Source organism: Nitratireductor sp. GCM10026969, from assembly GCF_042660605.1.
Lineage (GTDB): Bacteria > Pseudomonadota > Alphaproteobacteria > Rhizobiales > Rhizobiaceae > Chelativorans.
In genome coordinates this window covers 1-11,920 of the sequence record NZ_JBHSUM010000130.1, presented here as the reverse complement: position 1 = coordinate 11,920, position 11,920 = coordinate 1, and the positions used below count along the sequence as shown (strand labels likewise).

Genomic DNA, 11,920 nt, shown 5'->3' with positions numbered 1-11,920 from the left:
TGCCGCTTCGGCGCCGGTCTGATCGGAGGCCCCGGAGCGCCGCCCGGCCTCGTCGCGGATATCGGCGGTTTGCCGCGCATCCTCGGCTCCGGCTTCGCCGTCGGCTTGCCCCGTGCCGGTTGCATCATCCGTGACGGAATGCCGGCCGGCCGCGCCTTCCACGCCGGTTTCCCCTTCCTCTTTGGGGATGATGGGACCGGCCGCATTGCCGGAAGCGACTTTCTCGTCCGCGCCGGATCCTTGCCGGTTTCCGGAACCCTCGCCACCCTGCGGCATGGAAATCAGTCGGCTCGGCTCACCAGGCTCCTGCACGAGGGCCACGACCTCCCCGCTTTCGGCGTTGGGCACGGAGACGACGGCAGTCTCCCTCGACGTTGCCGCGACATGGTCCGACGAGGTGGAGCGCAGAACGATGTTGTGCTCACCAGGTTTGAGTTCCTCATCCAGCACGGCGGCGAAGTCGCCCGAAGGGCCGGCCTTGGCGGTGGCGAGAACGGAAGAGCCGCTGACGATCTCCACTTCCGAACCTGGTGCGGCCCGGCCGGCAACGACCAGCGAGCCGTCCGGTTCCACCCGAACGATGTCGAAGGCCGGGACGATCACGTCGTCCTTCGCCGCCTCGCTCTGTTCTCCGGCGGTATCCTCTCCGTCTGTCAAACGCGCACCGGTCTCGGGCGCGGAGCCTTCGTCGGCAGAGGGAAGTGCCGGCCCGGCGGGATCGGATGGACCGGCCATTTCCTGCCCACCGTTCGCGACGGGATCGAACGCGCCGGCGAAATAGGCCGCGCCGCTGCCGGCGATCAACGCCCCGGCTATGAAAAGCAGCACTTTAAGCGGAGTACTCGCCATCGATAAACGGTCCCTAAGCCCAATTTGAAGGGTCTATCCTGTTTTCGTAAAAGCGACAAGAAAAAGCCCTAAAAATCGGGGATCTAAGGTGGATTCGGGCGACTTGGTTTCCGGCTCCGCTCTCGATCGCGGAACCTCCACCGGCCGATGGAAATTCATCCGCACACTTGACCGGACTCACACCTGCGATCACCAATGTCGTCATGAAGAGCGCGATTACTTCTGTTTGTGTCTATTGCGGTTCGTCGACGGGCCGCAACGGCAGCTTTGTCGAGGCCGGGCGAACGCTCGGCAATCACCTGGCGCGGGCCGGCATCAGGCTCGTCTATGGCGGCGGCACGAAGGGAATCATGGGCGCGGTCGCCGCCGGATGCTTGGAGGAAGAGGGTGCCGTGACGGGCATCATTCCGCGTTTCCTGATGAACAAGGAGGCGACGGAAACCGCGCTCGAAAGCTTGGACGACCTTATCGTCACCGACGACATGCACCAGCGCAAGCATCTCATGTTCGACCGTTCGGATGCCTTCGTCGCGCTGCCGGGCGGCATCGGAACGCTCGAGGAAATCGTCGAGATCATGACGTGGGCGCAGCTCGGCCGTCACGAAAAGCCGATCGTGCTCGCCAATTTCGACGGCTTCTGGACGCCCATGCTCTTGCTTCTGGAACACATGAAGGCCGAAGGCTTCGTGCATTCGCAGAACCGGGTGCGGCCGCTTGTCATCGACCGCGTCGAAGACATCGTCCCGGCGCTGACGGAAGCCGGCTCCCGCTCGGAAGGCGAAGCGGCCATCATCGATCGGCTTTGAGACGGCGGCGTGCGCGCAGCATCGGCCACGTATAGATCACCAAAGCCGACCAGATGAGCGCGAAGGCGAAGGCGCGCACGCCTCCGAAAGGCTCCTTGAAAACGAAGACGGCGATGAGAAAGATCAGCGTCGGCGCGATATACTGCATGATGCCGATAGTCGAATAGCGCAGGAGCTTGGCGCCGAAGGCGAAGAACAGCAAAGGTACCGCGGTGACCGGGCCGCAGCCGAGGAGCAGCCAGACATCCATCGGTTCCGAGAAGCGGAAGTGCCCCTGCCCGGTCCATTCCAGCCAGGCGATATAGGCGAGTGCGGGCACGCTGAGGATAAGCACTTCGAGAAAGAAGCCCTGGCTCGGCCCCACGGGCAGCGTCTTGCGCAGAAAGCCATAGGTCGCGAAGCAGAGGGCGAGCACGAGCGAAACCCATGGCAGCCCACCGGCATTGACGGTGAGCAGCAGCACCGCGGCCGCCGCGAGGCCCACCGCCACCACCTGCATCGCGCTCAGCTTCTCGCGCAGGAGAACCGCCGCCATGGCGATCGAGACCAGCGGATTGATGTAGTAGCCGAGCGCGGTCTCCAATGCGCGGTCGGCGGCAATCGCCCAGACATAGATGCCCCAATTGGCGCTGATGATCGCCGCCGTGAGCGCCGCCATCAGCAGCGTGCGCGGGCTTGAGAACGCGCGCCTGATGTCGCCGGTGCGGCGCAGGATCAAGAGCACGAGGCCGGCGATCGGCACCGACCAGACGACACGATGGGCGACCACCTCCGCCGCCGGGATATGGCCGACCGCCTTCATGAAGAACGGCAACAGCCCCCACAGAAAATAGGCCGAGAAGGCGAAGAAGAAGCCGCGCAGGGACTCCTCCTCGCCGGCGGCGGGCGGTACGGTGGCCGTTTCCGTCATAAGAGATCCTATTCGGCAGCCGCCCGGCCGCCCTCCTCGCGGTTCCTGACGAGCTTGAATATGATGGAATCCATCAACGCCTGGAAGGAGGCGTCTATGATGTTGTCGGAAACGCCAACGGTCCACCAGCGCGCACCCGTGGCATCATGCGATTCTATGAGCACGCGCGTGATCGCCTCGGTGCCTCCGTTGAGGATGCGCACCTTGTAATCCGCCAGCGCCAGGTCGGCAATCTCGTCCTGGTATTTTCCGAGATCCTTCCTGAGTGCAATGTCGAGCGCATTGACCGGCCCGTGCCCTTCGGCCACCGAAAGGCGAACCTCGCCGTCGACGGTCACGCGCACCACGGCCTCCGACACCGTCTTGAGATTGCCCACGGCGTCGAACCGGCGCTCGACCATGCAGCGGAAGCTCTCGACCTTGAAGAATTCGGGCACACGGCCGAGTGTGCGGCGGGCGAGAAGCTCGAAGCTCGCATCCGCCCCCTCATAGGCGTAGCCCTGCGCCTCGCGCTCCTTGACGAGGGAGATCAGCGTGTCGAGGCGTGGGTCCGACTTCTCCACGGCGATGCCGCGCCGCTTCAGTTCGGCGATGAAATTCGACTTTCCGCCCTGGTCGGAGACCATTACACGGCGCGTGTTGCCGACCGCCCCCGGCGGCACGTGCTCGTAGGTCTGCGGTTCCTTGAGGATCGCCGAGGCGTGGATACCGGCCTTTGTGGCAAACGCCGAGGCGCCGACATAGGGGGCCTGCGGCTCGGGCGCCCGGTTCAAAAGTTCGTCGAAGGCGTGCGACAGGCGCGAGATATCCTGCAAGGTCTCCTCGGAGATCCCCGTCTCGAAGCGATCCGCATAGGCGGGCTTCAGCATGAGCGTGGGCAGAAGCGTAACGAGGTTGGCGTTGCCGCAGCGCTCGCCGATGCCGTTCAGCGTGCCCTGCACCTGGCGCACGCCGGCATCCACCGCGGCAAGCGAGTTGGCCACCGCCTGGCCCGTATCGTCATGGGCATGGATGCCGAGATGACTGCCCGGGATGCCGGAGGCGACGACGGCGGCGACGATGTCGCGGATTTCACCCGGCTGCGTGCCGCCATTGGTGTCGCAGAGCACGACCCAGCGGCTGCCCGCTTCGTAAGCGGCCCTGGCGCATGCGAGCGCGTAATCCGGGTTTGCCTTGTAGCCGTCGAAGAAGTGCTCGCAATCGACCATGGCCTCCTTGCCCGCTTCGCGCGCGGCCTCGACCGAAGCGCTGATCGCGGCAAGGTTCTCCTCGTTCGAGCAGCCGAGCGCCAGGCGCACGTGATAGTCCCAGCTCTTGGCGACGAAGCAGACGGCATCGCTTTGCGACCGCAGGAGTTCGGCAAGGCCGGGATCATTCGAGGCCGAGACGCCCGCCCGCTTGGTCATGCCGAAAGCCACGAAGGCAGAACGGGTCGTGCGCTTTTGCGCAAAGAACGCCGTGTCGGTGGGATTGGCGCCGGGATACCCGCCCTCGACATAGTCGATCCCGAACCGGTCGAGCATTTCGCTAATCGCGATCTTGTCCTCCAGCGAGAAGTCGATACCCGGCGTCTGCTGGCCGTCTCGCAATGTGGTGTCGAAAAGATATAGGCGTTGTTTGTCGGTCATGTCTGTTCCAATCACGTAGCTGCTGAAATATCACTGGTCGGCAAACCGGTCGGTGGCTTGAATGAGCCGGTCGAGTATACCCGCTTCCGAGTAGGCGTGTCCCGCGCCTTCGACCAGGTGGAACGCCGCCTCGGGCCAGGCCTTGTGCAACTCCCACGCCGTGCGCGCCGGACACGGCATGTCGTAGCGCCCATGGACGATCACGCCGGGAATGCCCTTGAGCTTTCCGGCCTCGCGCAAAAGCTGCCCCTCCTCCAGCCAGCCGCCATGCACGAAATAGTGGTTCTCGATGCGTGCGAAGGCGATGGCGAAATCATCCTCACCGTGCTGCTCGGTGAGCGCCGGATCGGGGAGCAGCGTGATGGTCTCGCCTTCCCACAGGCTCCAGGCCTTGGCCGCCTCCAATTGCACCGCCATGTCGCCTGAGGTGAGCCGCTTTCTGTAGGCGCCCATCATGTCGCCTCGTTCTGCCTCGGGGATGATCGAGACGAAGCGCTCCCATTTGTCGGGAAATATCTCGGAGACGCCGAACTGGTAATACCAGTCGAGCTCCGCTTTCGTCAGCGTATAGATCCCGCGCACGATCAGCTCCGTGACGCGCTCGGGATGGGTCTCGGCATAAGCCAGCGCCAGGGTCGAGCCCCATGAGCCGCCGAACACCTGCCATTTCTCGACGCCCATCATCTCGCGCAGGCGCTCGATATCGGCGACGAGGTGCCAAGTGGTGTTGGCCTCGAGCGCGGCATGAGGGGTGGAGCGCCCGCAGCCGCGCTGGTCGAACAGCATGACGTCGTATTTCGCCGGGTCGAACAGCCGCCGGTGCTTGGGCGAAAAGCCGCCGCCGGGGCCGCCATGGAGAAAGACGGCCGGCTTGCCGCCGCGCTTTCCCGCGCGCTCCCAGTGGATTTGATGCCCGTCGCCGACATCCAGCATGCCGCTATCGAAGGGCTCGATCTTCGGATAAAGGCCGCGCAGTTCGCTCATTTCCACTCCTTCGGGGGCCACTTGCCAGTATCGTGGTCGGGGTGCTGATAGGAGACGAGGTCCTTCAGGTAAGGGGTCGAATCCGCGTCCGCCATCGTCTCCTGCCCCGGCAGTTGGTGGAGCGTGTCCACATAGGGCAGCTTCGCCTCCGTTCCCCACTGGATGCGCGGTGCAAGTTCCTCCGGATGGTCGAACGCGCCGATGGCAAGCGCCACGCCGTCAAAGCTGTCGTGCGGCGCCTCGAAGGTGAGCGGCGTGCCGCATTCGGCGCAGAAGCCGCGCTTGACGTGATTGGAGGACTGGAAGCGTTTCGGCTCGCCGCGGGGCCACTCCAGCTTGGCGTCGCGCACGGAGACCAGCGGGGCATAGAAGCTGCCGAACGCCTTCTGGCACATGCGGCAGTGGCAGATGGACGGGTCGCCGAGCGCGCCCTCCACGCGGAAGCGCACGGCGCCGCACTGGCAGCCGCCGGTGTAGACCGGTTCGTTGTCAAGACTCATCGTCGCCTCCTTTGCTGGTGCTCATGCCGGGGCATGGCAGACGGCTTCGACATTGTTGCCGTCGGGATCGAACACGAACGCGCCGTAGTAGTCCGGATGGTAATGCGGCCTGAGACCCGGGGCGCCATTGTCCCTGCCGCCGGCGGCAAGGGCCACCCGGTGGAAGGCGTCGACCTCGGCGCGCGTGGCGGCGGCAAAGGCGATGTGCTTCTGCTCACCCGTGCCCCCTTCCTCGTGCAGCCAGTAGACCGGCCGGTCGCGCCCATAGCCGCCGACTTTCACGCCGCCGGTGTACTCCACGGGCACCATCATCAGAAGCCTGGCGCCGAGCGGCGCCAGCGCCTCGTCGTAAAACGCCTTGGCGCGGTCGAAATCCGCCACCTTGATGCCGATGTGGTCGATCATGGGGTCATCTCCTTCTTGCTGCCTACCGCTTCACCTCCCATCGAGTCCGGCGCTCACCCGTCTCGGAATCCTTGTAATCCATCAGCTGTACGCCCTGGACAGAGAGCTCCTCCCGGATGCGGTCGGCCTCGGCGAAGTTCTTTTCTCGGAGGAAGGCGAGGCGGGAAGCGATGCGGGCTTCGACCGCGGCTTCGTCGACGGCGGCACCTGCGGCCTTGGCGGAGAACCATTCGTGCTCGGTCTTGTCCAGCAGGCCCAGCAGACGCGCGCTCGCCTTGAAAGCCGCCTTGGCGCCGGCACCCCCTTTCGAGGCCTCGGCACGCAGGTCGTGGAGCGCCATGATGGCTCCGGTCGTGTTCAGATCGTCGAGCAGAGCTGAGAGCGTGTCGGAGCAGGTAACCCCCGCGGCTTCCGCCTCCCCCACCGCGCGGTACCAGCCGTCGAGCACGGCTTCCGCCTCTTCCAGCTTGCGCTGGGAGAAGTCGAGCGGATCGCGATAATGGGTCATCAGCATTGCAAGCCGCAGCACCTCGCCCGGCCACCTGCGGCCACCGAAATTCTCCGTCTCCAGCAGGTCGTGAATGGTGACGAAGTTGCCCTCCGACTTCGCCATCTTGCGGCCTTCCACCTGCACGAAACCGTTGTGCATCCAATAGCCGGCCATGGTCGGCGTGCCGTGGGCGCAGCGCGATTGGGCGATTTCGTTCTCGTGATGCGGGAAGACCAGGTCGATGCCACCGCCGTGGATATCGAAGACCTCGCCGAGATACGCGGCCGACATGGCGGAGCACTCGATGTGCCAGCCGGGGCGGCCGCGAACCGTCAGCGGCTTTCCGTCAACGGTGAACGTGGCCTCCCAGCCGGGCTCCTCCACCGAGGATTGCTTCCAGAGAACAAAATCGGCCGGGTTTTTCTTGTGCGCCTCGACGGCGACGCGGGCACCGGCCTGCTGGTCTTCGAGCCGGCGCCGCGAGAGCCCGCCATAGTCTGGCATGGAGGCCGTGTCGAACAGGATTTCGCCTTTTGCTTCATAAGCATGGCCGCGGTCTATGAGACGTTGAATCAGGGAGACCATGTCGGTCTTGCCGTCCGCGCGCGGCAGCACGAACTCCGTCGCGCGCGGCTCTACCGTCGGCGGCAGGCAGCCGAGCGCGGCCACGTCGGCGTGGAACTGCCGGCCCGTCTTCTCCGTAACATGGCGGATGGCGTCGTTGAGCGAGAGCCGGCCGGCCTCGACCTCGGCGCCGTGGTCGCGCAGGGCGCGGGCGTTGATCTTGTCGTCCACGTCGGTGATGTTGCGCACATAGGTGACGTGATCGGCGCCATAGAGATGGCGCAGCAGACGGAACAGCACGTCGAAGACGATCACGGGGCGCGCATTGCCGATATGGGCGAAGTCGTAGACGGTGGGGCCGCAGACATACATGCGCACATGATCGGCATCGAGCGGAACGAAGTCCTCCTTCCGACGCGTCAGCGTGTTATAGATCCTCAACCCCTCGAAACCTTCAGACATGCTCTATCCCGTCGTTTTGAAACGTCAGCGAATGCCGCCCGGCCTGCTGGCCAGGGCGTTTTTCGTGTCGGGAAGTAGAGAGCGAAAACGACCGGACCAGCGGGAGGCGCTAGCCAATAATGCAAATGCCGATAATGGCGCACAGCGTTTTCATGGGCTCCTTATCGCTTTCAGGCACGGCGCCGTCAAGCGCCGAACCGCGCCAACGGCCAACGGTCGACGAGCGTGAAGAAAGTTTTAAGCCTATTACTGCAAATTTATGAAACGGCCACGGGCTTGAGGCGTTTGAGACATGAATTTGTCCGATTCGCCCACTCAAGTGCGCGGAAGGAACTGACCGCATAAATGCAGGCAAGAACCATGGCCCAGGAAAACGCCAGGCAGGAAGAAGCCAAGCCCGAGCAGCAACCGGAACGGAAGCAGCTCGTCGACGAATACCGCAAAGTCGGCCCGAAGGCGATCAACGCGGCGCTTTTGTGCCAGAAGCCGAAGAAGAAGGACGAGCCCGCGCGCCTCTCCCTGGCGCACGAGGACGCCTGAGGCCGCCGAGCACGGCCATCGCCGGCCAATCAACCGGCGCGGCACCCAGTGACGAAGCGCGCGGGCGGACTGCTGTTCTTCGGTTCAGAACAGCTGCAGTTGCTCCGCCGGCCCATTGTCCACCACATGTTCGGCTGCGGGATCCGCCGGCTCCTGGATTTCCGGGCCGGCATTGGCGACCTTGTTGACCTTTTTCGAAACGGGAACGGCTTCGAAGAAGCCCGCTTCGGGCGGCGCCAATAGATCCGCCACCATGCGGGGCTCGTGGTGCAGGCAGTCGAGCCAGCGCGCGATGTTCTCGGGCTGGATGACCACCGGCATGCGGTGGTGGATGTCTGCAAGATCCGGGCTCGCCGCCGTGGTCAGGATGGCGCCGGTATCGATTTCGCTGCCGCCGGGCTCGCACCAGGTCTCCGTCAGCCCGGCGAAGGCGATGACGCCGCCGTGGCGCGGGCGCACCCAAAAGGGCTGGGCACGCGCCCTGCCCTGGCGCCGCCACTCATAGAAACCCGTAGCCGGCACCAGTGCCCGCCGGTGGCGCATGGCGGCGCGGAAGGCGGCTTTTTCCGCCGCCGTCTCCGATCGCGCATTGATGAGAAGCGGCAGGTCGCCGGGGTTCTTCGCCCAGGCGGGGATGAACCCCCAGCGCACCAGCATGGCCTTGCGGTCCGGCAGGTTGGCACCCGGCGCGCGCGGCACGCCCCCAGTGATCGTCAGGATCGGCTGGGTGGGCGCGATATTGTAGCGCGGCGGAAAATCCTCGACCTCGGCGACGCCGAAGGCCGATTCAACCTCCGCCGGCCGAGCCGTCAGCGCAAATCGTCCGCACATCTTTTCCAGTCCCCGGTCACGTTGGACGAGACGGCGTTGCCACGCCGCGAACAGGCGGTAAGGTAAAGGCCGGTTCAGGGGATGCAAACATGCCGGAGCACGATATCCACGCCGTTTCGGTGGTGGCCGTCCGCGGCGGCCGATTCCTTCTGGTCCTGCGCGGCCGCGCTCCCGCGGACGGGCTCTTCGCCTTTCCCGGCGGCCGGGTCGAAGCGGGGGAAAGCGACGAGCAGGCGGCGCGGCGCGAACTGATGGAAGAAACCGGCCTGAGCGCCGGCCATGTCATGCCGGTGCGGGAGATGCGCCTTGGCGGGAATGGCGGCAAGCGCTACCGGCTGAAGGTGTTCCGTGTGCCGGAGGTGAGCGGCGCGCTTATTCCCGGCGACGATGCCGTCCATGCCGGCTGGTACACGATAGAGGAAATGCGTGAACTGCCCATCACCGCAAGCACCCTGGCGCTCGCCGAGGAGATTGCCGCCGAAGGCTTGCAGAGGAAGGATTTGCCCGCCACAAAGGAGTCATGAGAGCGCTTCCGAGCTTCCTTTGTGCCGTGCTGCTGGTACTTTCCGCGTCCCTTCACCCGACCGACGCGAACGAGGCGCGTTACGATGCGCAGCTTCTGCGCCTGGCGGAGGTGCTGGGGTCCGTTCATTTCCTGCGCACGCTGTGCGGGGAGGAGAACGGCGGCTGGCGCGCACAGATGGAGGCCCTTCTGGAAGCCGAGGAACCCTCGCCCGAGCGCCGGGCCCGGCTGGTGGCGCGCTTCAACCACGGGTACCGCTCGTTTGCGGCCGTCTACACGACATGCACCGACTCGGCGATGCGGGCGATCGACCGCTACATGCAGGAGGGGGAGACGCTGGCGGGCGAGATCGTCATGCGTTACGGCAATTAGAACGGTCCGATTCACCTCCGGTTAACCCTGCCCACGGCAGAGCCCCTGCGTCGCCCCATTCGCCGTGTTACATCGTCGGCGGGGGACAATGTGGGACCTGGCGCCGAATGTCACCGGCGGCGCTGGCAACGGGTGGAGTTGACATGCATATGACTGTCGCCGACATCGAAGCGCAGATCGAGGAAGAGAAGCGTTCGACCTGTGCGGAGTGCCACAGTGCCGCCTGGGCGGAAGGACTGTGGGCCGGCATCGAGCCGGAAATCATCGCCGAAGCGGCGCTCGCCACCGCGCTGACGGAATTGGGGAAGAACGGGGGCGAGGACGCTCTCGTGTCGCTTCTGGAACACATGCGCGAGCGGGTTCTGGCGGGAGACTTCGTCGCCCACCGCACCTGTCATTGAGATCGCCCCCTTCTCTGCTATCACTGGGCGGGCAGGCTGATGCCGCCCCAGCCCGGCGACCAACGCGAAGGGGATCTCATGGAAACGCGTCTGCGATCCGTTCTTTCGGTCCGCGCCGGCTTTTTTGCAGCCGGTGCCGCCACGGCGGTGCTGACCGGTGTTCTGGCTTCCGCGCCCGCAGCACACGCTCTCAGCGATGATCTGCCCGAGTACCGGCCAGATTACGATACCACCGTGGAGACCACCCCCCTCACCGAACCCGACGAGGCAGCGCCCGAGCCCGGCGAGCGGCCGCGCGGCGATGCGGCGCGGCCGGATTCGCGCCTCGACAAGGCTCTTCCGGAGGTTATCTACGATCTCGACCGCTTGCCGGAGCCTGTGCGGCGCATGCGCGCGCGCATCATCGAGGCCTGCCGCAGCGGCGATCTGGAGCAGCTTCGCCCGTATCTGGGCAGCGGCGCAGAGGCCACGCGCCTGTCGCTCGGCCCGCTGGAAGGCGACCCGATCGAGTTTCTGCGCGAGATCTCCGGCGACGAGGAAGGCCAGGAGATCCTCGCCATTCTGCTCGAGGTCCTGGAATCGGGCTTCGTGCGGCTCAATGCCGGCACGGATCACGAGCTGTATGTCTGGCCCTATTTTTTCGCCCTGCCGCTTGATTCCCTGACGGCCCCGCAGCGGGTCGAGCTGTTCACGGTGGTGACGGCGGGCGATTACGAGGACATGAAGGATTTCGGCGCCTACATCTTCTATCGCGCGGCCATCACGCCCGACGGGCGCTGGCAGTTTTTCGTCGCCGGGGACTGAGCGGCACTCGTGCTCCCGGGAGCCCGACAGGCCGCCGCCCGCACATGGGGTTGCCGGCCGGACTGCTCCAGCTTACCTAGAGCGTGATGTCTTTGCTCGGACCGCAAGCGTAGTCGACCGGAACCCGCTGCCCATGCCCACAGTTCAGATTGCCGATCGTGCCGTCATCCGCGTCGCCGGACCGGAGGCGGAATCCTTCCTTCAGAATATCCTGACGCCGGATCTCACCGCCCTTGGCACGGACGAGGCCCGGCCCGGCGCGCTGTTGACGCCGCAAGGCAAGATCCTCTTCGATTTCCTCATTTCCCGAACCGGCAGCGACGGCTTCCTGCTGGAATGCGGAAGCGAGACAGCGCAGGATTTCCTCAAACGCCTCATGCTTTATAAGCTTCGCGCCAAGGCGGATGTCTCACTTCAGGAACAAGAGCCTGTCGTTGTTTCCTGGGAAAGTGATTCAGCCAGTTCACACGCCGATTCAGGCGGCATCCGCGATTGCCGTTTTCCTGAAACGGTGAATGTCCGTCGCCATTATGGGGGTGAAATGCAGGCGGAGGCTTCGCTGGACGACTGGGAGCGGCTGCGGATTGCCCACGGCGTGGCAGAGAGCGGCAGTGACTACGCGCTGGGCGAGGCCTTTCCCCATGACGTGCTTCTCGACCAGAACGGCGGCGTGGGGCTGCGCAAGGGATGCTATGTCGGCCAGGAGGTCGTCTCACGCATGCACCACCGCGGCACGGCACGGCGGCGGCTGGTGATCGTGCGCGGCGAGGATCCCCTCCCCGCCCCCGGCAAGGAATTGACCGCGGAGGGGCGCGCCCTCGGCAAGCTCGGAACGGTGCAGGGCGCCGACG

The 11,920-nt window shown here is 65.1% G+C and carries 15 protein-coding genes; 7 read left to right on the top strand and 8 right to left on the bottom strand.

What is annotated here, in order from left to right; translation table 11 throughout:
• A partial coding sequence (locus ACFP9U_RS19625; RefSeq protein WP_378624050.1) for an Ig-like domain-containing protein occupies positions 1-849 on the bottom strand: 849 nt, incomplete at its 3' end.
• 203 nt (positions 850-1,052) lie between these two features.
• Between ACFP9U_RS19625 and ACFP9U_RS19620 the strand changes: the two genes are divergently transcribed.
• Positions 1,053-1,655, top strand: a complete 603-nt coding sequence (locus tag ACFP9U_RS19620; protein ID WP_378624052.1) for a TIGR00730 family Rossman fold protein — start codon at positions 1,053-1,055, stop codon at positions 1,653-1,655.
• On the opposite strand, the gene rarD is transcribed toward ACFP9U_RS19620, so the two are convergent.
• The 6 genes from rarD to cysS are packed head-to-tail and all read right to left on the bottom strand — an operon-like array spanning position 1,639 to position 7,598.
• A complete protein-coding gene (gene rarD, locus ACFP9U_RS19615) occupies positions 1,639-2,565 on the bottom strand; it encodes an EamA family transporter RarD (RefSeq protein WP_378624049.1) in 927 nt (308 codons plus the stop codon). The genes ACFP9U_RS19620 and rarD overlap by 17 nt on opposite strands.
• A gap of 8 nt (positions 2,566-2,573) precedes the next feature.
• Complete coding sequence (gene cimA / locus ACFP9U_RS19610; RefSeq protein ID WP_378624047.1) at positions 2,574-4,193, bottom strand: citramalate synthase; 1,620 nt, start codon at positions 4,191-4,193, stop codon at positions 2,574-2,576.
• A gap of 30 nt (positions 4,194-4,223) precedes the next feature.
• Entirely contained in the window at positions 4,224-5,177 is a 954-nt protein-coding gene (gene pip, locus ACFP9U_RS19605) for a prolyl aminopeptidase (RefSeq protein ID WP_378624045.1), read from the bottom strand.
• Entirely contained in the window at positions 5,174-5,677 is a 504-nt protein-coding gene (locus tag ACFP9U_RS19600; protein ID WP_378624043.1) for a GFA family protein, read from the bottom strand. The genes pip and ACFP9U_RS19600 overlap by 4 nt, the downstream gene beginning before the upstream one ends.
• A 21-nt stretch (positions 5,678-5,698) precedes the next feature.
• Positions 5,699-6,082, bottom strand: a complete 384-nt coding sequence (locus tag ACFP9U_RS19595; protein WP_378624040.1) for a VOC family protein — start codon at positions 6,080-6,082, stop codon at positions 5,699-5,701.
• A 22-nt stretch (positions 6,083-6,104) separates the two neighbouring features.
• Positions 6,105-7,598 carry a cysteine--tRNA ligase gene (gene cysS / locus ACFP9U_RS19590; RefSeq protein WP_378624039.1) on the bottom strand — a complete coding sequence of 498 codons (1,494 nt, stop codon included), beginning with the start codon at positions 7,596-7,598 and terminating at the stop codon, positions 6,105-6,107.
• A 345-nt stretch (positions 7,599-7,943) separates the two neighbouring features.
• Here cysS and ACFP9U_RS19585 point away from each other — a divergent pair, with 345 nt between their 5' ends.
• Entirely contained in the window at positions 7,944-8,138 is a 195-nt protein-coding gene (locus ACFP9U_RS19585; protein WP_378624036.1) for a hypothetical protein, read from the top strand.
• Positions 8,139-8,222: 84 nt separating this feature from the next.
• Here the strand turns inward: ACFP9U_RS19585 and ACFP9U_RS19580 are convergent, their stop codons facing one another.
• Complete coding sequence (locus ACFP9U_RS19580; protein ID WP_378624033.1) at positions 8,223-8,969, bottom strand: SOS response-associated peptidase; 747 nt, start codon at positions 8,967-8,969, stop codon at positions 8,223-8,225.
• 89 nt (positions 8,970-9,058) lie between these two features.
• On the opposite strand from ACFP9U_RS19580, the gene ACFP9U_RS19575 reads away from it, so the two are divergent.
• The 5 genes from ACFP9U_RS19575 to ACFP9U_RS19555 form a co-directional block, all read left to right on the top strand.
• Positions 9,059-9,493, top strand: coding sequence for an NUDIX hydrolase (locus tag ACFP9U_RS19575; RefSeq protein WP_378624032.1), 435 nt, complete (start codon positions 9,059-9,061; stop codon positions 9,491-9,493).
• Entirely contained in the window at positions 9,490-9,864 is a 375-nt protein-coding gene (locus tag ACFP9U_RS19570; protein ID WP_378624030.1) for a TIGR02301 family protein, read from the top strand. Before ACFP9U_RS19575 ends, ACFP9U_RS19570 begins: the two co-directional genes overlap by 4 nt.
• Before the next feature lie 143 nt (positions 9,865-10,007).
• Complete coding sequence (locus ACFP9U_RS19565) at positions 10,008-10,265, top strand: hypothetical protein (RefSeq protein ID WP_322450048.1); 258 nt, start codon at positions 10,008-10,010, stop codon at positions 10,263-10,265.
• Between the two features lie 78 nt (positions 10,266-10,343).
• Positions 10,344-11,069, top strand: coding sequence for a cytoplasmic protein (locus ACFP9U_RS19560; protein WP_378624028.1), 726 nt, complete (start codon positions 10,344-10,346; stop codon positions 11,067-11,069).
• A gap of 133 nt (positions 11,070-11,202) precedes the next feature.
• A partial coding sequence (locus tag ACFP9U_RS19555) for a YgfZ/GcvT domain-containing protein (protein ID WP_378624027.1) occupies positions 11,203-11,920 on the top strand: 718 nt, incomplete at its 3' end.

Bases quoted from the DNA above. Each gene is read 5' to 3' on its own strand.
- ACFP9U_RS19620 (WP_378624052.1), top strand. From the start codon at position 1,053: ATGAAGAGCGCGATTACTTCTGTTTGTGTCTATTGCGGTTCGTCGACG.
- rarD (WP_378624049.1), bottom strand. From the start codon at position 2,565: ATGACGGAAACGGCCACCGTACCGCCCGCCGCCGGCGAGGAGGAGTCC.
- cimA (WP_378624047.1), bottom strand. From the start codon at position 4,193: ATGACCGACAAACAACGCCTATATCTTTTCGACACCACATTGCGAGAC.
- pip (WP_378624045.1), bottom strand. From the start codon at position 5,177: ATGAGCGAACTGCGCGGCCTTTATCCGAAGATCGAGCCCTTCGATAGC.
- ACFP9U_RS19600 (WP_378624043.1), bottom strand. From the start codon at position 5,677: ATGAGTCTTGACAACGAACCGGTCTACACCGGCGGCTGCCAGTGCGGC.
- ACFP9U_RS19595 (WP_378624040.1), bottom strand. From the start codon at position 6,082: ATGATCGACCACATCGGCATCAAGGTGGCGGATTTCGACCGCGCCAAG.
- cysS (WP_378624039.1), bottom strand. From the start codon at position 7,598: ATGTCTGAAGGTTTCGAGGGGTTGAGGATCTATAACACGCTGACGCGT.
- ACFP9U_RS19585 (WP_378624036.1), top strand. From the start codon at position 7,944: ATGCAGGCAAGAACCATGGCCCAGGAAAACGCCAGGCAGGAAGAAGCC.
- ACFP9U_RS19580 (WP_378624033.1), bottom strand. From the start codon at position 8,969: ATGTGCGGACGATTTGCGCTGACGGCTCGGCCGGCGGAGGTTGAATCG.
- ACFP9U_RS19575 (WP_378624032.1), top strand. From the start codon at position 9,059: ATGCCGGAGCACGATATCCACGCCGTTTCGGTGGTGGCCGTCCGCGGC.
- ACFP9U_RS19570 (WP_378624030.1), top strand. From the start codon at position 9,490: ATGAGAGCGCTTCCGAGCTTCCTTTGTGCCGTGCTGCTGGTACTTTCC.
- ACFP9U_RS19565 (WP_322450048.1), top strand. From the start codon at position 10,008: ATGCATATGACTGTCGCCGACATCGAAGCGCAGATCGAGGAAGAGAAG.
- ACFP9U_RS19560 (WP_378624028.1), top strand. From the start codon at position 10,344: ATGGAAACGCGTCTGCGATCCGTTCTTTCGGTCCGCGCCGGCTTTTTT.